The following is a 20,930-nucleotide window of genomic DNA, read 5'->3' on the forward strand; positions in this document are numbered from 1 at the left end:
GTCCTGCTATCCTTTTTTGGCCGCCCTGCGGAACGGCTTCTTGCCGCCTCCGCCCTTGGCTTCCTTTTCGGCGATCAAAGCGAGCGCCTCTTCCATCGTCACCGACTGCGGGTCCTTGCCCTTGGGCAGCGTCGCGTTGACCTTGCCGTAATTGACATAGGGCCCATAGCGTCCGTCGCGCACAACGATCTTGCCACCGCCGTCGGGATGGTCGCCCAGTTCCTTCAACGCCGCCGGCGTGGCGCCGTTGCGACCGGCCTTGCCCTTCTGCTGCTTCTCGGCGATCACCGAGACAGCGCGGTTCAGGCCGATCGAGAAGACGTCCTCGATGCTTTCCAGATTGGCGTAGGTGCCGTCGTGCAGCACGAAGGGTCCGTAGCGCCCAAGGCCGGCGGAGATCATCTTGCCGGTCTCCGGGTGCTTGCCGACGTCGCGGGGCAGGGCCAGCAGGGCCAGCGCCTTTTCGTGATCGATCGACTCGGCCGTCCAGCCCTTGGGCAGGCTCGAGCGCTTGGCGTCCTTGCCTTCGCCGCGCTGGATGTAGGGGCCGAAACGGCCGCTGCGCAGCGTGATCTCCTCGGCCGTGTAAGGATCCTTGCCGAGCAGCTTGACGCCGTCCTCGCCATTGCCATTCTCGCCATTGGGATTGGCGGCGTCGCCAAGCTGGCGGGTGTAGGAACATTCCGGATAGTTCGAACAGCCGACGAAGGCGCCGAACTTGCCGAGCTTCAGCGACAGGTTGCCGGTGCCGCATTTCGGGCAGACGCGCGGGTTCGAGCCGTCCTCGCGCGCCGGGAAGACCAGCGGCGCCAGTTCGTCGTTGAGCGCGTCGAGCACGTCGCTGACGCGCAGTTCCTTGATGTCGTCGACCGCGCCGGAAAAATCCTTCCAGAAGTCGCGCAGCACATCCTTCCAGGCGAGCTTGCCGTCGGAGATCTCGTCGAGTTTTTCCTCGAGCGATGCGGTGAAGTCATATTCGACATAGCGCTCGAAAAAGCTTTCGAGGAAAGCGGAAAGCAGCCGGCCCTTGGCCTGCGGCACCAGCTTGCGCCGGTCGATGGCGACATAGTCGCGATCCTCCAGCGTCTTCAGGATCGCCGTATAGGTTGACGGCCGGCCGATGCCAAGTTCTTCAAGCTTCTTGATCAGAGATGCCTCGGAATAGCGCGGCGGCGGCTCGGTCGTGTGCTGGGTGGCGTTGATTGCCTCGCGGGCAAGCTGTTCATTGGCTCGGATCTCGGGCAGGCGGCGGCTTTCCTCGTCCTCGGCGTCCTCGTCCTTCTGGTCGGTGTAGGCGGCGATGAAGCCGTCGAAGCGCACGACTGAGCCGATCGCGCGGAGCTCCGCCGTGCGGGCGCCGTTGACGGCCTCGATCTCGACCGTGGTGCGCTCGATCTCGGCCGGCTGCATCTGGCTGGCGATGGCGCGCTTCCAGATCAGCTCGTAGAGCCGCGCCTGGTCGGCATCGAGATATTGCCGGACCGATGCCGGCGTGCGCTTGAAATCGGTCGGGCGGATCGCCTCATGCGCTTCCTGGGCATTCTTGGCCTTGACCGAATAGTAGCGCGGCTTCTCGGGCAGGTATTTTGCGCCGAACTCGTTCACGATGGCATCGCGCGCGGCATCGATCGCCTCCGGCGCCATCTGCACGCCGTCGGTTCGCATATAGGTGATGAGACCTGCTGTCTCGCCGCCGATGTCCATGCCTTCGTAGAGCTTCTGCGCCACCTGCATGGTTCGGTTGGCCGAGAAGCCGAGTCGCGAGGAGGCGGCCTGCTGCAGCGTCGAAGTGGTGAAGGGCGGTCCGGGGTTGCGCTTGGTGGGCTTGGCTTCGACCGACAAGGCCTTGAAAGTCGCGCCTTCCAGCATCGCCTTGATGTCGTCGGCCTGCGCCTTGTTGGCGATGTCGAGCTTCTGCAGCTTCTTGCCGGCATAGGCGGTCAGCCGCGCCTCGAAGCTGTCGTTGCGCGGCGTGTTGAGGATGGCGGCGATCTGCCAGTATTCCTCGCGGATGAAGCGCTCGATCTCGGACTCGCGGTCGCAGACGAGGCGCAGCGCCACCGATTGAACGCGCCCCGCGGAACGGGCGCCGGGCAGCTTGCGCCAGAGCACCGGCGAGAGCGTGAAGCCGACCAGATAGTCGAGCGCGCGGCGAGCGAGATAGGCGTCGACCAGCGGCGCGTCTATCTGGCGGGGATTGGCCATGGCTTCGAGCACGGAAGACTTGGTGATGGCGTTGAAGACGACGCGGCTGACCGGCTTGTCCTTCAGCGCGCGCTTCTGCCGCAGCACTTCCAGCACATGCCAGGAAATCGCCTCACCCTCGCGATCCGGGTCGGTGGCGAGGATCAGCCCGTCGGCGTCCTTGACCGCCTTGGCGATGTCGGCGAGGCGCTTGCCGGACGCGGTGTCGACCGACCAGGACATGGCGAAGTCCTCGTCCGGGCGCACCGAACCATCCTTGGCCGGCAGATCGCGGACATGGCCGAACGAGGCCAGGACCTTATAGTTCTTGCCCAGATATTTGTTGATTGTCTTCGCCTTGGCCGGCGATTCGACGACGACGACGTCCATGAGGTCTCTTATCAGCTGTGAGGCGGCGGAAGAACTCCGCGGCGCACGACGAAATCCCACTCTTTTCGTCGCTCACATGGCCGCGCTTTTGCAATCGGTCAAGGGGAAGGACCCAATTTGCGGACACGCCGGGGGCGATACACTCTTAGAGTGTATAACGAAGATCACATTTTTTGGGGAGGAAGGTTCGTATCTCGGAGCACGGAAGAATCGGGTCACCGATGCATGTCGACACACAAGCGATATCGACGCATGGGCGCCATCAGCGACGCGACCAGGCGGGCTGTCGAAAGGTGTCCGGCAGCCCGCCCGGGAAAAATCAGTCGGCCTTGACAACGTGCCATGCGCCGGCGACGCCTTCGCCGGTCATGTCGCCGGCCTTCTTGTCCTTGACGAAGGTATAGACCGGCTTGCCGTCATAGGCCCACATCTTGGTGCCGTCGGTGCGCTCCACGATCGTCCATTCGTCATCCGCCTTGGCGCCGGCCTCGGCCTTCAACGGCGGCCAGTTGGCGGCGCATTTGTCGTAGCAGTTGGATTTGCCTTTCTCGTCCTTGTCATAGGTGTAAAGCGTCATGCCCATGGCATCGGTATAGATCTTCTTGCCGCCGACTTCGGCCTCCTTCCACGCCTCGGCGGCGTGGGACGCGCCGGTGCCGAGCAACAGGGCCGCGAGCCCGAGTGCAATCGATTTCATGACAACCTCTCCCTGAGAACAAAGCACGCGGCAATCGCGCGCCGTCCAATCAACGCGTGAGAGAGGCCGTTTCTTCCTCGGCCGGGCGACCGCGTGCCACACAATGGTGATTGGCATGGAGGCCTGTGCATCGCTATATCGGCGCCAGCACAATCGGGGCCTGATGAAATGGCATTGGACATCGGCTATGTCAGCGCGGTCGGGGCAGGGGCGATCTCGTTCCTGTCGCCATGCGTGCTGCCGCTGGTGCCGCCCTATCTCTGCTACATGGCGGGCGTGTCCGTCGACGATTTCCGCGGCAATCGGGGCGTGACGGCACGGGAAGGCGCGCGCGGCGCGCTGCTCTATGCTTCTTTTGCCTTCGTGCTCGGCTTCTCGACCGTCTTCGTCGCGCTCGGCGCGGGCGCCTCGACCATTGGCCGTCTGCTGCGCGTCTGGCAGGAGCCGCTGGCGATGGTGGCGGGCGCGCTGATCATCGTCATGGGGCTGAACTTCCTCGGCATCTTGCGAATCCCGCTGCTGTCGCGCGAGGCGCGCTTCCAGTCGCAGGGCAAGCCGGCCAACATGATCGCCGCCTACGTCATGGGACTGGCCTTCGCCTTCGGTTGGACGCCTTGCATCGGCCCGGTGCTCGGGCCGATCCTGACGCTGGCCGGCGGCCGCGAGACGGTGGGCGAGGGTGCGTTGCTACTCGCCGCCTATTCGCTCGGCCTCGGCATTCCTTTCCTGATCGCGGCGCTGTTTTCCGGCGCCTTCATGCGCTTCCTCGGCAAATTCCGCGTCCATCTCGGCCGTGTCGAGAAGGCGATAGGCGCGCTTCTGGTCGTCGCCGGCGTGTTCTTCCTGACCGGTGGCGTGCAAAGCGCGTCCTATTGGCTGCTGGAGAATTTTCCGATGCTGGGGAGGTTGGGGTAAGCCGGGTTCAGGAACGGGCGCGAGCGTTCGCGTTGATGAAACCGAATCCGCGGACTTTTTCGCAAAGGAGCGATGCGGGCGAGATGATATCCAGGGCGGACGCCGAGACGTTCTTCAAGACGTATGCGAAGGTCTTCAACGACGCAATTGCCGGCGACGTCGGTCTGGACGACGTTGCCGCGATCTACTCAACCGGCTTTGTCTCGGTGACGCCGGCAGGTGTCATGGTCGGCGAGAATGGCCAGCGATTGAAGGAGGTCATGAAGAAGGGCTTCGAGGCCTATCGGGCGATCGGCACGAAGAAAATGACCTGCGGAGGCGTTACGGTGATGCCCATCGACCAGGACCATTGCGTGGCCAAAGTGCAATGGTCAGGCGACTACGAGCGCAAGAACAAAGATCGCCTTACCATCGACTTCGAGGTCAGCTATCTCGTCGAGAGGCGCGATGGCGATCTGAAGGTCTTTGGCTGGATTGCAGGTGACGAACAGGCTGAATTCAGAAAGCACGGCCTTTTGTAGTCGCCGCTGGAGACCTGCCAATTAAGCGTGAACTGCTCTTTCGTCTCACCGGAATTTAACCGCATTGGTACAGCATCACGCCGCTGTTAACATGCATTGATTCAGCTTTCATATGGTTGCCCTTTCATGAGCCAGAGATCCTGCCTGTCCGTCATCCTCGCCGCCGGCGAAGGCACGCGCATGAAAAGCGCGATGCCCAAGGTGCTGCATGCGATCGCCGGCCTGCCGATGGTGGCTCATGTGGTGAAGGCCGCCGAGGCGGCCGGTGCGACCGGTTTGGCGCTGGTGATCGGCCATGGCGCGGAGGAAATGCGCAAGGCGGCGCAGAAATTCGCGCCGAAGGCGGAAACCTTCGTGCAGGAGAAGCGGCTCGGCACCGCGCATGCCGTGCTCGCCGCTCGCGAAGCGATATCAAAAGGTTACGACGACATCCTCGTCATGTTCGGCGACACGCCGCTGATCGACGCGGGAGCGCTCGCCGCCGCGCGGCAGAAGCTAGCGGAGGGTGCTGCCGTCGCGGTGATCGGCTTCCGCCCGCCCAATCCGACCGGCTACGGCCGGCTGATCGAAAAAGGCGGCCGGTTGACCGCGATCCGTGAGGAAAAGGACTGTTCCGAGGCGGAAAAGAAGATCGGCTTCTGCAACGCCGGGATGATGGCGGTCGCGGGCAAGCATGCGCTTCGACTGCTCGACAAGGTCGGCAACAACAACGCGAAGGGCGAGTTCTATCTCACCGACATCGCCGAGATTGCCGGCGCGGAGGGCCTCGACGTTGTGGCCACCGAGGCGGGGTTCGAAAATGCGCTCGGCATCAACAACCGGGCCGAGCTCGCCGAGGCGGAAGGCATCTGGCAGGCGCGCCGGCGGCGCGAGGCGATGCTTGCGGGCGTGACGCTGATTGCGCCGGAAACCGTCCATTTCTCGCACGACACCGAAATCGGCGCCGATACGATCGTCGAACCGAATGTCTGGTTCGGGCTGGGCGTCAAGATTTCCACCGGCGCCACGATCCATGCCTTCAGCCATCTCACGGGCGCCACCATCGGGGAAAACAGCGAGGTCGGGCCGTTCGCGCGGCTGCGTCCCGGTGCCGATCTCAGGAAAAAGGCCAAGGTCGGCAATTTCTGCGAGGTCAAGCAATCGACCGTCGAGGAGGGCGCCAAGGTCAACCACCTGACCTATATCGGCGACGCGCGCGTCGGGGCCGGTGCGAATATCGGCGCCGGCACCATCACCTGCAACTATGACGGCTATTCGAAATTCTTCACCGACATCGGCGAGGGCGCTTTTATCGGCTCGAACTCGTCGCTGGTGGCGCCAGTCTCGATCGGCAAGGGCGGCTACATCGCCTCGGGCAGCGTGATCACCGAGAGCGTGCCCGACGATGCGCTCGCCTTCGGCCGCGCCCGCCAGAAGACCCTGCCCGGCAAAGGCAAGGAATTGCGGGAACGCTTCGCCTCCGTTGCGGCGGCGCGGAAGAAGGCTGCGGAGTAGCGCCGGCACGTGGTCCAGGTGGTTTTGCCGAAGGCCGCCGCGGCCGTGATCTGAGCCAAGGGAGGAACGATCGGAAACCAAGGCTCTAAAAGCCGAGCAATTCGAGTAATGGGATTGCAACGACGGCCTGGCATGGTGCATCGGTCGCAAAACCGTTCCGGCTGACATGGAACGAAACGCAAAGTGACTTTCGCGGCAGTCCGGCGATCCCTAGATAACGCTGGATTTCTGCAGGGAATCGGGGGCAGGGCATGTGCGGTATCGTTGGAATTGTCGGCCATTCGCAGGTCGCGCCGCTGATCGTCGATGCGCTGAAGCGGCTCGAATATCGCGGCTATGACTCGGCCGGCGTCGCCACCATCGAAAAGGGCGAGCTCGGCCGCCGCCGTGCCGAAGGCAAGCTGATCAACCTCGAACGCCGGCTGAAGGAAGACCCGCTGGAAGGCACGATCGGCATCGGCCATACGCGCTGGGCGACGCATGGCGTGCCTAACGAAACCAATGCGCATCCGCATTTTTCCGATGGCGTCGCCATCGTCCACAACGGCATCATCGAAAACTTCGCCGAGCTGCGCGACGAGCTTTCCCGCGATGGCTACAAATTCTCCTCGCAGACCGACACCGAAGTCGTCGCGCATCTGGTGGCGCGGGAACTCGCCAAGGGGCTGAAGCCGGTCGAGGCCGCGCATCAGGCGCTGAAGCGGCTCTCGGGCGCCTTCGCGCTGGCGATCATGTTCAAGGGCGACGAGGACCTGATCGTCGGCGCCCGCAACGGTCCGCCGCTCGCCGTCGGCCATGGCGACGGCGAGATGTTTTTGGGATCGGACGCCATCGCGCTGGCGCCTTTCACCAACGCGGTCACCTATCTGGAAGACGGCGACTGGGCCGAAGTGCGTCGAAACAGCGTCACCATTTATGACATCGACGGCAACAAGATCGACCGCAAGCGCCAGCAGTCGCTGTCGACCAGCTTCATGGTCGACAAGGGCAACCGCCGGCATTTCATGGAAAAGGAAATCCATGAACAGCCGGAAGTGATCTCGCACACGCTGGCGCACTACGTGGATTTCGTCGCCGGCGTGTCGAAGCCGCTCGAGCTGCCCTTCGACTTCGCCAAGATCGGCCGGCTGGCGATCTCGGCCTGCGGCACCGCCTATCTCGCCGGGCTGATTTCGAAATACTGGTTCGAGCGCTATGCGCGGCTGCCGGTCGACATCGATGTCGCCTCGGAATTCCGCTATCGCGAGATGCCGCTGTCGGCGAACGACGCGGCCTTCTTCATCTCGCAGTCGGGCGAGACCGCCGATACGCTGGCCTCGCTGCGCTATTGCCGCAAGGCCGGCATGAAGATCGGCGCGGTCGTCAATGTGCGGGAATCGACCATGGCGCGCGAATCCGACGTCGTGCTGCCGACGCTTGCCGGCCCGGAGATCGGTGTCGCTTCGACCAAGGCCTTCACCTGCCAGCTGTCGGTGCTGGCTTCGCTGGCTGTACGGGCCGGCGTGGCGCGCGGCTCGATCTCGCGCGACGAGGAAAAGCAGCTGGTGCGCGAGCTTTCCGAGGCGCCGCGCTACGCCACCCAGGTGCTGAAGCTCGACGAGCAGATCGAACGCATCTCGCGCGAGCTCTCCCGCTACAAGGACGTGCTCTATCTCGGTCGCGACACCAATTTCCCCCTCGCCATGGAAGGGGCGCTGAAGCTCAAGGAAATCTCCTACATCCATGCCGAAGGCTATGCCGGCGGCGAGCTGAAGCACGGGCCAATCGCGCTGATCGACGAGAACATGCCGGTGATCGTGATCGCGCCGCATGACCGCATCTTCGAAAAGACGGTGTCGAACATGCAGGAAGTGGCGGCGCGCGGCGGCAAGATCATCCTCATCACCGACGCCAAGGGTGCGGCGCAGGCGGGCATCAAGACGATGGAGACGATCATCCTGCCCGATGTGCCGGAGATCATCACACCGATCATCTACGCGCTGCCGATCCAGATGCTCGCCTATTTCACCGCCGTGTTCATGGGCACGGACGTCGACCAGCCGCGCAATCTGGCGAAATCGGTGACGGTGGAGTAGGCTTCGCCAGCGGTGGACCGAAACGCACCTTCGTCATCCACGGGCGGAGCAGGAGCGGAGCTCCTGCGCAGACCCGAGGATCCATTCCGTGACCTTACAAAGAATGCAGCCCATCAGAATGGTCGCTTGATCATCCATCCGTTATACTTCATGCATGACAGGTTATGTTTATATGACTGCGAGCAAGAAGCGCGACACCCATCTACATCGGAGTAACAAACGATCTGGCCCGTCGAGTGCCAGAGCATAGGTCCGGCGAAGGCTCGCGCTTTACCGGGCGTTATGGCGTGCAGCGCTTGGTCGGGTACGAGGAATATTTCGACATCCGGGATGCCATCCAGCGCGAGAAGTCGCTGAAACGCTGGCCGCGCCAATGGAAGATCGAACTGGTCGAAAGGACCAATCCGGAGTGGTTTGAGCTTTTTCGCGGCACCGGGTGTAGCGCCTATTCTGCACCGCTTCTATCCGGCCGAAGCGTCACGGAATGGATCCTCGGGTCTGCGCGCGTCGCTTCGCTCCTTGCTCCGCCCGTGGATGACGAGGGGAAGGATGTTTCGGCTAATCGCGAACCTAAGCAGCTTTCATTTGGAGCGTTGAAAGCCGTTACCTTGCAGTTGGCTTTGTACCATAGCATGATACATGCTGCGAGGTGCACTTGCCCTAACCCTTTGAGGATACCGAGCTATGGTCAAGTTCGCACGCCCTATCCACCCTGGAGAATTCCTGCGCGAGGAGTATCTTGTTCCCCTTCGCATGAGCGCCGGCGCATTGGCGCGGAAGCTCAACCTGCCGTGTATCGTATCGAGCGTATCGTAAAGGAGGAGGTCGGCCTTACTTCCGATACAGCCCTTCGACTTGCCAGATTCTTCAACACCACACCCGAGTTCTGGATGAACTTCCAGAAGGCCTACGAGCTTGAGACCGAGGCGAGAAAGATCGCGGCGGAACTCGAAAAGATTGTGCCGCTGGACGCAGCGGCATGACCAACGTTCTTTAAAATCTTCGCAGTTCCAAACCGGCTCGCGGTTCATTAATCTCGGCGCTGCAACCTGCGCCGCGGTGAACCTATGTCCGATGCTCTGAAGACCTCTGGCATGACCCGGCTCAGGAACTATTTCCTGACCGGCTTCATCGTCTGCGCGCCGCTGGCGATCACCGCCTATATCGCCTGGTCTCTCATCGGCTGGGTCGATTCCTGGGTGAAGCCTTACATTCCCGCGCGCTACAATCCCGACACCTATCTGCCGTTCCCGGTGCCCGGCTTCGGGCTGATCGTGGCGCTGGTGCTGATCACGCTGATCGGCTTCCTGACGGCGAACATCGTCGGCCGCGCCATCGTCAATTTCGGCGAGCGGTTGCTCGGCCGTATGCCGCTGGTACGCGGTATCTATGGCTCGCTGAAGCAGATCTTCGAGACAGTGCTGTCGAACAAGGGCGATATGTTCCGCCAGGTCGGCCTGGTCGAATATCCGCGCAAAGGGGTCTGGTCGCTGGTCTTCGTGGCCAGCGAGAAGGAAACCGAGATCAACCAGAAGCTCGATCAGGAAGGCGATCCGCTGATCGCGGTGTTCATGCCCTGCACGCCGAACCCGACCACCGGCTTCCTGATGTATGTGCATAGATCCGAGATCGTGCTGCTCGACATGACGATCGAGGACGGCGCCAAGCTGATCGTTTCGGCCGGCATGGTGGCACCGGAGGTCAAGGCCAAGCTGGTGACGCTGAACGGCGAGCCAGTCGAGGGGACGCTCGCCAACCCGGCGCTGGGTGTCGCTCAGCCGGCGCGCAGAAGCCGCACTGCCTCGTCGCGCCCGAACAGATAAAGCAGCAGCCGGAGCGCCTGGCCGCGTTCGGACTGCAGTTCCGGATCGCGCGACAGGATCAGCCGGGCGTCGTCGCGCGCGGCCTCGAGCAGATCGGCATGGAACTCGATGCGCGCTACCTGGAAGCCTGGGGTGCCGGACTGGCGGGTGCCCAGCAGCTCGCCTTCGCCGCGCAGCTTCAGATCTTCCTCGGCGATGCGGAAGCCGTCCTCGGTCTCGCGCATCACCGACAGCCGGCGCTTCGCCGTCTCGCCGAGCGGATCCTTGTAAAGCAGCACGCAAGAAGAGGGCCGGTCGCCGCGCCCGACCCGGCCGCGCAACTGATGCAATTGCGCAAGCCCGAAGCGTTCGGCATGCTCGATGACCATGATCGTCGCGTCCGGCACGTCGACGCCGACCTCGATGACGGTGGTTGCTATCAGGATGCGCGTCTCGCCCTGCTTGAAGGCGCGCATCGCCTCGTCCTTCTCCGCACCCTTCATTCGGCCATGCACCAAGCCGATCCGGTCGCCAAACAGCGGTTTCAGCGACGCGAAACGGTCCTCCGCCGACATCAGCTTGATCTCTTCGGATTCCTCGACCAGAGGGCAGATCCAGTAAATTTTCTGACCTTCGGCGACGGCATCGCGCATGCGCCCGACCAATTCGTCCAGCCGCTCCATCGGCAAGGTGACGGTGCGGATCGGCTGGCGGCCGGCTGGCTTCTCGGTGAGCTTCGAGACGTCCATGTCGCCAAAGGCGGTCAGCACCAGCGTGCGCGGAATGGGGGTCGCCGTCATCACCAGCATGTCGGGGGCATCGCCCTTGGCGGTAATCGCCAGCCTCTGATGGACGCCGAACCGGTGCTGCTCGTCGACGACGGCAAGGACGAGGTCATGAAACGTCACCGTCTCCTGGAACAGCGCATGCGTGCCGACGACGATGTCGATCGCGCCACTGGCAAGGCCTTCGAGCGTTTCAGCGCGCTCGCGGCCCTTTTCGCGGCCGGTGAGGATGGCGACGCTGAGGCCGGCTTTTTCCGCGAGCGGCTCGATAGTCGCCAGGTGCTGGCGCGCCAGGATTTCGGTCGGCGCCATCAGCGCCGCCTGGCCGCCGGCCTCGACCGCGCGCCCCATGGCGAGCAGCGCGACCACCGTCTTGCCCGACCCGACATCGCCCTGCAGCAGGCGCAGCATGCGTTCGGGATCGGCAAGATCGGCGTTGATTTCGCCGAGCGCGAATTCCTGGCTGGGTGTAAGCTTGTAGGGCAGGGCAGCGCGCAGTTTCTCGACGACGCGGCCGTCGCCGGTGAGCGGCCGGCCCGAAAGACGGCGGATTCTGGCCCGCACCAGCGCCAGCGACACCTGGCCGGCCAAGAACTCGTCGTAGGCAAGGCGTCGCCAGGCCGCGCCCTCGACGGCAACGTCGATGGGGTCGTTCGGGTAATGGATGCGGCTGAGCGCATCGCCGAAAGACGGAAAGCTGTGCCGGCGCATGAAGGCCTCGTCCTGCCATTCCGGCAGCTCCGGCAGGCGGCCGAGCGCCTGTCCGATGGCGCGGCGCAGCACTTTTGCCGACAGGCCTGCGGTGAGCGGATAGACGGGCTCGACCAGCGGCAGGCCGTCGGCCTCATCGATCGGCGCGATATGGTCGGGATGGACCATGGTCGGGCGGCCGTTGAACCATTCCATGCGGCCGGAGATCACGACACGTTCGCCCTCGGGCAGGATTTTCTGCAGATAGGCGGCATGGGCATGGAAGAAGGTCAACGCGACCTCGCCGGTGTCGTCATGGGCGTAGACGCGGTAAGGCACGGACCTGTTGCCGCGGGGCGGCGGCTGATGGCGGTCGACCCGCACCTCGAGGGTTACGATCTGGCCTTCGGCCGAAAGCGCGATGCCCGGCCGGTTGCGGCGGTCGATCACCGTGTTGGGCAGCACGAACAGAAGATCGCCGGCGCGCGCGGCGCGATCGCCGAGATCGGCCGGCACGACCCGCTCGATCATGGTCGCGACTTTCGGACCGATGCCGGCGAGCGAGGTGATCGGGACGAACAGGGGATCGAGGACGGAAGGACGCATGGTGTCAGCTTATGTCGCGACGGCCGCAGCGCAAAGGCTGACACCGGTCGCTATCCACGCTATATGCGCCGCTTCGAACAGGGATACGGTGCGATGACCGGAACACAGCGATCAAGCGAGGGGTTGGATGCCCGCCGCCGCAAGCTCCTGTTCCGCTCCTGGCATCGCGGCATGCGCGAGATGGACCTTATCCTCGGCTCCTTCGCCGACACCGAGATCGGTGCCTTGACCGGCGACGAAATCGACCAATATGAAAAGCTCCTCGAAATCCCCGATACTGAATTCCTGCCGATGATCACCGGCGAACGCCCGGTTCCGCCCGATATCGATTGCGCGGTGCTGCAAAAGATCCTGGCGTCGCGCCGGACCGTGACATTTTGAAAAACGCATGAGCCTCATTCCTTCCATCGGCCTGCCCAAGGGCCGCGCCGGTCAATTCATCGTCGACGGCGTCGCCGACGGCTACGAAGCCTTCGCACTGGTGCGAACGGCGCAGGAGATCGCGCCCGACAAGCCGGTGCTGTTCGTCGCGCGCGACGGCCAGCGGCTGCCGGCGATTATCGATGCGCTCGCCTTCGCGGCGCCCGGCCTGCCGGTGCTGGAACTGCCGGCGTGGGATTGCCTGCCCTACGACCGTGTCTCGCCGGGCGCCGATGCCGCCGCGCGGCGGCTCGACGCGCTTTCCGCCCTTATTGCGCTCGCCAAGAAGCCGCATCGCGCCGTGGTTCTCACGACGGCCAACGCGCTGTTGCAACGCATTCCGCCGGCCGGGCTGATCGAAGCGCAGACTTTCCATGCCAAGCCCGGCAACCAGATCGATATGAACGTGCTGATCGCGCGGCTGGAGACCTCCGGTTTCGAGCGCGTGCCGACCGTGCGCGACGTCGGCGAATTCGCGGTGCGCGGCGGCATCCTCGACCTCTTCGCACCCGGCTCGAGCGAGGCGCTGAGACTGGACTTTTTCGGCGATACGCTGGAATCGATCCGCGTCTTCGACGTGGCGACCCAACGCACCACGGGGCAGCGCAAGTCGATGGCGCTGCAGGCGATGAGCGAGGTGGCGCTGACGCCGGAGACGATCAGCCGCTTCCGCCGCGCCTACATAGAGGCCTTCGGCGCGCCGTCGCGCGACGACGCGCTCTACGCTGCCGTCAGCGAGGGTCGGCGCTTCGCCGGCATGGAGCACTGGCTGCCGTTCTTCTACGAGCGGCTGGAGACGGTGTTCGACTATCTGCCGGATGCGCCTGTCATCTTCGACCATCTGGCGCATGAGGCATTGGCCGAGCGTCACACGCTGATCCTCGATCATTACGAGGCGCGCCGGAAGCAGGCCGACGGCGCGCTGAAGGATGCGGTGCCCTATAAGCCGGTGGCGCCGGACCTGCTCTATCTCTCGCCGGAGAACCTCCGCGCTTCGCTCGGGCCGCGCGAAGACATCGACTTCACCGTCTTCGATGCGCCAGATGTCGGCGGCAAAAAAGTCTTCCACGCCGGTTCGCGGCAAGGCCGCAGCTTTGCCGAGGAGCGCGCCGACCCCAACATCAACGTCTTCGACATAGTGGTGAAGCACATTGCCGACGAGCGCGCCGCGCGCCGCCGCGTCATCGTCGCCGGCTGGACGGAAGGCTCGCTCGACCGGCTCGGCCAGATTCTGGCCGAACACCATCTCGGCAACCTCAAGCCGGTCGCGACGCTTGTCGAGGCTGAGAAGCTCGAGGCCGGGCAAGCGGGCCTCGCCGTGCTGCCGCTCGAATCCGGCTTCGAGACCGACGATCTGGTCGTCGTCGCCGAGCAGGACATTTTGGGCGACAGGCTGATCCGCCGCTCGAAGCGCAAGAAGAAGGCTTCCGATTTCATCGCCGAAGCCTCGTCGCTGTCTTCCGGCGACATCGTCGTCCATGCCGACCACGGCATCGGCCGTTTCGTCGGCCTGCGGACTATCGAGGCCGTCGGTGCGCCGCATGACTGTCTCGAGATCCACTATGCCGGCGACGACCGGCTGTTCCTGCCGGTGGAAAACATCGAGCTTTTGTCGCGCTATGGTTCGGATTCGGCGGAAGCGACGCTAGACAAGCTCGGCGGCGGCGCTTGGCAGGCGCGCAAGGCAAGGCTGAAGCGGCGCCTGCTCGACATGGCCGGGCAGCTGATCCGCATCGCCGCCGAGCGGCAGATGCGTGCCGCACCCACGATGATCCCGGCCGAAGGCCTCTATGGCGAGTTCGCCGCGCGCTTCCCTTACGAGGAAACCGACGACCAGCAGACCGCGATCGATTCCGTCATGGGCGACCTCGGCGCCGGCAAGCCGATGGACCGGCTGGTTTGCGGCGACGTAGGCTTCGGCAAGACGGAGGTGGCGCTGCGTGCCGCTTTCATCGCGGCGATGGAAGGCTTCCAGGTCGCGGTCGTGGTGCCGACGACGCTGCTGTCGCGCCAGCATTTCAAGACCTTCTCGCAGCGCTTTTCCGGCCTGCCGATCCGCATCGCTCAGGCCTCGCGCCTAGTGGGTGCCAAGGAACTGGCCGAGACCAAGAAGGGGATCGCCGACGGCACGGTCGATATCGTGGTCGGAACGCATGCGCTGCTCGGCAGCTCGATCTCGTTCAAGAATCTCGGCCTCCTGATCATCGACGAGGAGCAGCATTTCGGCGTCAAGCACAAGGAACGGCTGAAGGAGCTGAAGAACGACGTGCATGTGCTGACGCTGTCGGCGACCCCGATCCCGCGCACGCTGCAGCTGGCGCTGACCGGCGTGCGCGAGCTGTCGCTGATCGCCACGCCGCCGGTCGACCGCATGGCGGTGCGCACCTTCATCTCGCCCTTCGATCCGCTGGTCATCCGCGAGACGCTGCTGCGCGAACGCTATCGCGGCGGCCATTCCTTCTATGTCGTGCCGCGCATCAGCGATCTTTCGGAAATCCATGATTTCCTGAATGAATCCGTGCCGGAGCTGAAAGTGGCGGTCGCCCACGGGCAGATGCCGGCCGGCGAACTCGACGACATCATGAACGCCTTCTACGACGGCCAGTACGACGTGCTGCTGTCGACCACCATCGTCGAATCCGGCCTCGACATTCCGACCGCCAACACGCTGATCATCCATCGCGCCGACATGTTCGGGCTGGCGCAGCTCTACCAGCTGCGCGGCCGCGTCGGCCGCTCGAAGGTGCGCGCCTACGCACTGTTCACGTTGCCGGCCAACCGCAAGCTCACCGATACGGCCGAGCGCCGGCTGAAGGTGCTGCAGTCGCTCGACACGCTCGGCGCAGGCTTCCAGCTCGCCAGCCACGACCTCGACATCAGGGGCGCCGGCAATCTGCTGGGCGAAGAACAGTCCGGCCACATCAAGGAGGTCGGCTTCGAGCTCTACCAGCAGATGCTGGAGGAGGCGGTGGCCGAAGTGAAGGATTCGGGCGAAGTGCAGGACGGCGGCTGGTCGCCGCAGATCGCGGTCGGCACGGCGGTGATGATCCCGGAGAGCTATGTGCCGGATCTGCAGCTCAGGATGGCGCTCTACCGCCGCCTCGGCGACCTCGAGACCACCGAGGAGATCGATGGTTTCGGCGCCGAGTTGATCGACCGGTTCGGGCCGCTGCCGGAGGAAGTCACGCATCTCCTGAAGATCGTCTTCATCAAGGCGCTTTGCCGCAAGGCCAATGTCGAGAAGCTCGATGCCGGCCCCAAGGGTGTCGTCATCCATTTCCGCAAGCGCGAGTTTCCCGATCCGGTCGGGCTGGTCAAGTTCATCGGCGAGCAGGGCTCTCTGGCCAAGATCAGGGCCGACCACAGCGTGGTCTTCATCCGCGACTGGCCGAATGCCGAGAAGCGCCTGGCGGGCTCGGCCGTCGTCATGACGCAACTGGCGCGGCTGGCCGACAAAGCCGCCTAACGGCTCCAACACAACGCTCCGGTGGCCCAAGTCATTCGCCACTGCCGAAAATCCCGGCTAGAATAGGAAATCGGCTTCGTGTAAGGAGCCGCCACCTCATACCGGGGCTGAAATGGCGAGCGAGGGCGTTCGCCGGTTTGTTTGACGCAATTCCGGAGGGCGGGCTACGGCGAAGTCGCCGAGCCTAACCGCTTCGCATTTCCGGGTATTGCTCTGAAAGGGCGTTTGGGTGCAGCGATGACGAAATGGTCGCCGAATTCGTGGAGAGCAAAGCCGATCAAGCAGGTCCCGGCCTATCCGGACATTGCGGCGCTGCAGGCCACGGAGGCCCGGCTCGCCACCTACCCACCGCTGGTCTTTGCCGGCGAGGCGCGCAAGCTTAAGAAGCAGTTGGCGGCGGTCGCCGCCGGCGAAGCCTTCCTGCTCCAGGGCGGCGACTGCGCCGAGAGCTTTGCTGAGCATGGCGCGGACAACATTCGCGACTTCTTCCGCGTCTTCCTGCAGATGTCGGTGGTGCTTACCTTCGCCGGCGCGCAGCCGGTGGTGAAGGTCGGCCGCGTCGCCGGCCAGTTCGCCAAGCCGCGCTCTTCGGACAACGAGACCAAGGGCGGCGTGACGCTGCCGAGCTACCGCGGCGACATCATCAACGGCATCGAATTCGACGCCTCCTCGCGCGTCCCGGATCCGGCACGGCAGGAGATGGCGTACCGCCAGTCGGCAGCGACGCTCAATCTGCTGCGCGCCTTCGCGCAGGGCGGCTATGCCAGCCTGGAGAACGTGCATCGCTGGATGCTGGGCTTCGTCGCCGACAGCCCGCAGGGCGAGAAATACGAGTCGCTCGCCAACCGCATAACCGAGACGATGGATTTCATGCGCGCGGTGGGCATTACCTCCGAAACGAATTTCGCGCTGCGCGAGACCGATTTCTACACTAGTCACGAGGCGCTGCTGCTCGGCTACGAGGAGGCGCTGACGCGCGTCGACTCGACCTCCGGCGACTGGTACGCGACCTCCGGCCACATGATCTGGGTCGGCGACCGCACCCGGCAGCCCGACCATGCGCATGTCGAATATTGCCGGGGCATCAAGAACCCGCTCGGCTTGAAATGCGGTCCGTCGCTGACGCCGGACGGCCTGCTCGAACTGATCGACCTGCTCAATCCGGAGAACGAGCCCGGCCGGCTAACGCTGATCGCGCGCTTCGGCTCCGACAAGGTCGCCGAGCATCTGCCGAAGCTGGTGCGGGCGGTGAAGAAGGAAGGCCGCAACGTGGTGTGGTCGTCCGACCCGATGCACGGCAACACGATCGAAGCGGCCGGCTACAAGACGCGGCCGTTCGACCGCATCCTCAAGGAGGTGCAGACCTTCTTCGAGGTGCATCGCGCCGAGGGCACGCACCCGGGCGGCATCCATGTCGAGATGACCGGCAAGAACGTGACCGAATGCACGGGCGGCGCCCGCGCCATCACCGCGGAAGACCTGCAGGACCGCTACCACACGCATTGCGATCCGCGCCTCAACGCCGACCAGGCGATCGAACTGGCCTTCCTAGTCTCGGATCTACTCAAGAAAAGCCATCCAGTCCAACACAAGCAGGCCGCCAACGCCTGAGCCGCTTGCCGGCGATCGGACCAGGGCGCCGGAGAGATCCGGCGCTCGTTTCGTTTAGGGCTCGGTCGGCGAGGCGCCGTCCGCCAAACCTTACGAAAATTTATAGTTCCACGACCATCGCGAGACCAAGATTGAGGTGGAGGTGTCGCCGCCGCGGCCGAGAAAGCCGCGCACACGGCACAGGTTCCACGATGCGTCACGAGCATGCAATCATCCATCACCGCGCGATAGACTTCTGGTCGGCGCGGGCGGTGCTTGTCGTCATCTGCCTGCAGCTTCTCGTCATCAACGATCTGTCGTTCGGACCGCGCTGGCTCGCGCCCGCGATCGAGGCGGCGCTGCTCGTGCCTTTGTCGATTGCAACGGCCTGGACGCAAATGGCGACGCACAAGGCCGTCGACCACGAGCATTGGTACGCGATCGGGCGGTTCCGCGTCTTCATCCGCCGCACCGCCTTGGTCATGACCGGCGTCATCAGCATCATGAATTGCGGCTCGCTGGTCTTTCTGGTCCAGAAGCTGCTCGAAGGCCATGCCGGCGCCGGCACGACGCTGCTGGTCGATGCGCTCAACATCTGGGTCACCAACGTCATCGTCTTCGCGCTGTGGTTCTGGAGCACGGATCGAGGCGGCCCGCCGACCTGCGGCCTGGTCAAGCGCGCGCATGCCGATTTCCTGTTCCCGCAGATGACGCTGCCCGATCGCGAAACCCGCGACTGGCTGCCCGGCTTTGTCGATTACACCTTCCTGGCGTTCACCAACGCGACGGCGTTCTCGCCGACCGACACCTTGCCGCTCAGCCAGCGCGCCAAGCTGTTGATGATGGCCGAAGCGATGATCTCGCTGCTGACGATCGCGCTGGTGGCCGCGCGCGCCGTGAACATCTTGGCATGAGCCTTAAAGCGCGTCGCGATCTTTCAGATTCGCTCCATGCGCTTTAGGTTTTTGATTTTACGCATGTCTTTATCCCGAAACCGGTTCCCACTTTCGGGAGACATGCTTTAACGTCCGCGCTCCCAGCGCATGTTCGCCAGCCTGGGATCAGCAAAGGCCGTCCTTGAGAATTCGAGCCGCTTGTCCGGGAATTCGCAGATCGCCTGGACGCCGCGCGAGCCGATGCGGATGCGCCAGGTGTGAGGTTCCAGCGGCTTGGCCTTGGCAAAACCCCTGCACGTCAGAAGCGCGATGTTGGCGCCCTTCGGGTCGCGCGCCGAGCGGTAGCGGATCGCCTGCATCTCGGCCTCGCGCGCGACATCGGCGATGGCCTGGCAGGCGGCATAGTCGGTCGGATGCGTCCATGCCTTCTCGTCGCGGTCGAGCGGCGGCCTGGTGAGGTCGATGGCCTTCTCGCATTTGATCGACGCGGCAAAGGCGGTGTATTCGGCGGCGTCGTTCGGCCATTGCGTCTGCGGCGATTCGGCGAAGAACAGCAGGCGATAGAAGGCCATCTCCGCCACCGCCGTCAGCACCGTCTCGGCGGCATAGTAGACACCCTTCGTCTTGCCGGCGCGGCGGAAGCGCGAGCCGTACGGATAGATCGAGCCGTAACGGAAGGGCGTCGCCAGAAGATAGTGGAGATGGCGGCATTCGAGCGGGATCTGCGGCTTGGTCTCCTCGATCAGGTCCTCCAGCAGGCCCTGCTCGTCGAGCGTGTCGATGAGCTTCAGGGTCGAGACGCGGTGCTGCGCCTCGACCATCCGCCAATACTTGCCTTCGAGCCTGACGGCCTCAGACGAGAGCGCGTCGGGAGTCCAGGTAGGCGATGACATCGACAAGTCCGGCAATGGTCAGGATTTTTTCGAGCGGCGTGCCGTCGAGCGCCGTGTTCGGGTTCTTCAGCCATGCCCGGGCGACGGCCTCGTCGCCGCCGACGATGGCGTCGAGCGAGCGGAACAGCCGGACGAACAGCACCGCAAGCTCGAACGGCTTGGTGCCGCGCTCGAGCAGGAATTCCTGCTTGCGCATGCGCGAGACGGTCGCTTCCGAGACGCCGATGACCAGCGCCAGCGTTCTCGCGGTGATGTCGAGCAGGTCGGCCGCGCGCAGCGTGGCCTTGGTGATGACGGCGTTTTCCGCCGCCGTCGCGGCGGCGACTGGACGTTGCATTTAGTGCACCCTTTCATTTCTGTGGAAAATATAATCCACGAAAATTCATTTGGAAAGGGATAGTGTCGAATGCGTCCGCCGAAATATCAGTCTTTCTTGTAGAGCAGCCAGCCCTTGCCGGCGCGGCCGGCCATGGTGGAATGCCTGGTCACGCGGTTGCGGCCGCTGACCTTGGAGCGATAAAGCGCGCGATCGGCCTTGGTGTAGAGGTCTTCCGGGCTATCGGCCTCGGAAGCCATGCAGATGCCCATGGAAACCGTTACCGTGCCGTAGTTCATGCCGGTCTGGCTGCTGGTGAAGGGCGTCTGTTCGATCAGCACGCGGATGCGCTCGGCAATCTGGTAAGTGGCGTCCTCGCTGGCACCTTCGACGATGAGCGCGAACTCCTCGCCGCCGGTACGAGCCACGAACATGTCGGCGCGAATGCTGCTTTGAAAGATCTCGGCGACGATCTGGATGATCTTGTCGCCGACCGGGTGACCGTAACGGTCGTTGATGTCCTTGAAGCGATCGATATCGGCAAGGATCAGCGCATTGAACAGGATGCCGCGGTTGCTGTTGTAGATGCGCGTGATTTCCTTGTCGAAGGCGCGGCGATTCCAGATCTGCGTCAGCGGATCGGTGTCGGCGAGCCGCTTGTATTCCTCGAGCTTCGATTTGACGCTCTCGAGCTCGGCGGTCTTTTCGCTGAGCGTGCTGGAGATCTGACGGTTGTGATCCAGCGTCGAACTGGTGGCGGCCGACATGGCGCCGGCGATCTTCTGCAGCAGTTCCTGCGAAAGCAGGCTGCGATTGCTCAGGCCGCTCGACGTCTCGTCGAGGATGCGGCCGTACTTCTCGATGTGCGAGCGCTCGCTGCGCAACAGCGCGGCGATGTCCTCGAGTTCCTTGGCGACCATCTCGCGGGCGTGCTCGACGATGGCTGGCCCGTGGTGCTGCGGGAAGAAGGTGCGCCCGATGCCGTCGAGATCCTCTTGCGTCGGCCGGTTGCTCAAGGAGACGACGGCGAGGCTGAGCTCGTGGTTGCTGCCGCTCAGCGCCTCGTAGAAGATTTCATAGTTGCGCGGCAGGCCGAGCACGCCGAGCTGGCGCATGGTCGCCACAACGGTGCTGGCGATGTCGCCATTTCGGTCGGTCGGGACGGCTGCCGGTTGCATAGTCTTTCACTA

The 20,930-nt window shown here is 63.9% G+C and carries 15 protein-coding genes and 2 pseudogenes; 11 read left to right on the forward strand and 6 right to left on the reverse strand.

Features of this window, described 5'->3' with window-relative positions:
* Nucleotides 1-6 precede the first annotated feature (6 nt).
* Together topA and P9236_RS07465 are read right to left on the reverse strand one after the other, a co-directional pair.
* Nucleotides 7-2,574 carry a type I DNA topoisomerase gene (gene topA, locus P9236_RS07460; RefSeq protein ID WP_278073973.1) on the reverse strand — a complete coding sequence of 856 codons (2,568 nt, stop codon included), beginning with the start codon at nt 2,572-2,574 and terminating at the stop codon, nt 7-9.
* 319 nt (nt 2,575-2,893) lie between these two features.
* On the reverse strand, nt 2,894-3,271 hold the full coding sequence (locus P9236_RS07465; protein WP_278073974.1) for a hypothetical protein: 378 nt from the start codon (nt 3,269-3,271) through the stop codon (nt 2,894-2,896).
* Between the two features lie 168 nt (nt 3,272-3,439).
* Between P9236_RS07465 and P9236_RS07470 the strand changes: the two genes are divergently transcribed.
* The 7 genes and pseudogenes from P9236_RS07470 (at nt 3,440) to P9236_RS07500 (ending at nt 10,099) form a co-directional block, all read left to right on the forward strand.
* Nucleotides 3,440-4,186, forward strand: coding sequence for a cytochrome c biogenesis CcdA family protein (locus P9236_RS07470; protein ID WP_278073975.1), 747 nt, complete (start codon nt 3,440-3,442; stop codon nt 4,184-4,186).
* The gene (locus tag P9236_RS07475; protein WP_278073976.1) at nt 4,144-4,707 is read left to right on the forward strand and encodes a nuclear transport factor 2 family protein; all 564 of its coding nucleotides are present in this window, start codon (nt 4,144-4,146) and stop codon (nt 4,705-4,707) included. The genes P9236_RS07470 and P9236_RS07475 overlap by 43 nt, the downstream gene beginning before the upstream one ends.
* 126 nt (nt 4,708-4,833) lie before the next feature.
* Entirely contained in the window at nt 4,834-6,201 is a 1,368-nt protein-coding gene (glmU, locus tag P9236_RS07480) for a bifunctional UDP-N-acetylglucosamine diphosphorylase/glucosamine-1-phosphate N-acetyltransferase GlmU (RefSeq protein ID WP_278073977.1), read from the forward strand.
* Between the two features lie 251 nt (nt 6,202-6,452).
* A complete protein-coding gene (gene glmS, locus P9236_RS07485; RefSeq protein ID WP_278073978.1) occupies nt 6,453-8,276 on the forward strand; it encodes a glutamine--fructose-6-phosphate transaminase (isomerizing) in 1,824 nt (607 codons plus the stop codon).
* Between the two features lie 154 nt (nt 8,277-8,430).
* A pseudogene (locus tag P9236_RS07490) lies at nt 8,431-8,713 on the forward strand (GIY-YIG nuclease family protein); the annotation flags it as partial.
* 247 nt (nt 8,714-8,960) lie between these two features.
* Nucleotides 8,961-9,259 (forward strand): annotated as a pseudogene (locus P9236_RS07495) (HigA family addiction module antitoxin).
* A gap of 84 nt (nt 9,260-9,343) precedes the next feature.
* Entirely contained in the window at nt 9,344-10,099 is a 756-nt protein-coding gene (locus tag P9236_RS07500) for a DUF502 domain-containing protein (protein ID WP_278073979.1), read from the forward strand.
* On the opposite strand, the gene recG is transcribed toward P9236_RS07500, so the two are convergent.
* The gene (recG, locus tag P9236_RS07505; RefSeq protein WP_278073980.1) at nt 10,051-12,159 is read right to left on the reverse strand and encodes an ATP-dependent DNA helicase RecG; all 2,109 of its coding nucleotides are present in this window, start codon (nt 12,157-12,159) and stop codon (nt 10,051-10,053) included. The genes P9236_RS07500 and recG overlap by 49 nt on opposite strands.
* 93 nt (nt 12,160-12,252) lie before the next feature.
* On the opposite strand from recG, the gene P9236_RS07510 reads away from it, so the two are divergent.
* From P9236_RS07510 to P9236_RS07525, 4 genes are all read left to right on the forward strand, one after another.
* On the forward strand, nt 12,253-12,540 hold the full coding sequence (locus P9236_RS07510; RefSeq protein ID WP_278074333.1) for a succinate dehydrogenase assembly factor 2: 288 nt from the start codon (nt 12,253-12,255) through the stop codon (nt 12,538-12,540).
* 7 nt (nt 12,541-12,547) lie between these two features.
* The gene (mfd, locus tag P9236_RS07515) at nt 12,548-16,045 is read left to right on the forward strand and encodes a transcription-repair coupling factor (protein WP_278073981.1); all 3,498 of its coding nucleotides are present in this window, start codon (nt 12,548-12,550) and stop codon (nt 16,043-16,045) included.
* 237 nt (nt 16,046-16,282) lie between these two features.
* Entirely contained in the window at nt 16,283-17,656 is a 1,374-nt protein-coding gene (locus tag P9236_RS07520) for a 3-deoxy-7-phosphoheptulonate synthase class II (protein ID WP_278073982.1), read from the forward strand.
* A gap of 191 nt (nt 17,657-17,847) precedes the next feature.
* Complete coding sequence (locus P9236_RS07525) at nt 17,848-18,549, forward strand: hypothetical protein (protein ID WP_278073983.1); 702 nt, start codon at nt 17,848-17,850, stop codon at nt 18,547-18,549.
* Between the two features lie 107 nt (nt 18,550-18,656).
* On the opposite strand, the gene P9236_RS07530 is transcribed toward P9236_RS07525, so the two are convergent.
* From P9236_RS07530 to P9236_RS07540, 3 genes are all read right to left on the reverse strand, one after another.
* Entirely contained in the window at nt 18,657-19,424 is a 768-nt protein-coding gene (locus tag P9236_RS07530) for an RES family NAD+ phosphorylase (protein ID WP_278073984.1), read from the reverse strand.
* The gene (locus P9236_RS07535; protein ID WP_278073985.1) at nt 19,384-19,761 is read right to left on the reverse strand and encodes an antitoxin Xre/MbcA/ParS toxin-binding domain-containing protein; all 378 of its coding nucleotides are present in this window, start codon (nt 19,759-19,761) and stop codon (nt 19,384-19,386) included. The genes P9236_RS07530 and P9236_RS07535 overlap by 41 nt, the downstream gene beginning before the upstream one ends.
* An 86-nt stretch (nt 19,762-19,847) precedes the next feature.
* Nucleotides 19,848-20,918, reverse strand: coding sequence for a GGDEF domain-containing protein (locus tag P9236_RS07540; RefSeq protein WP_278073986.1), 1,071 nt, complete (start codon nt 20,916-20,918; stop codon nt 19,848-19,850).
* Nucleotides 20,919-20,930: the final 12 nt, after the last annotated feature.

It is taken from the genome of Mesorhizobium sp. WSM4884, assembly GCF_029625675.1.
GTDB lineage: Bacteria > Pseudomonadota > Alphaproteobacteria > Rhizobiales > Rhizobiaceae > Mesorhizobium.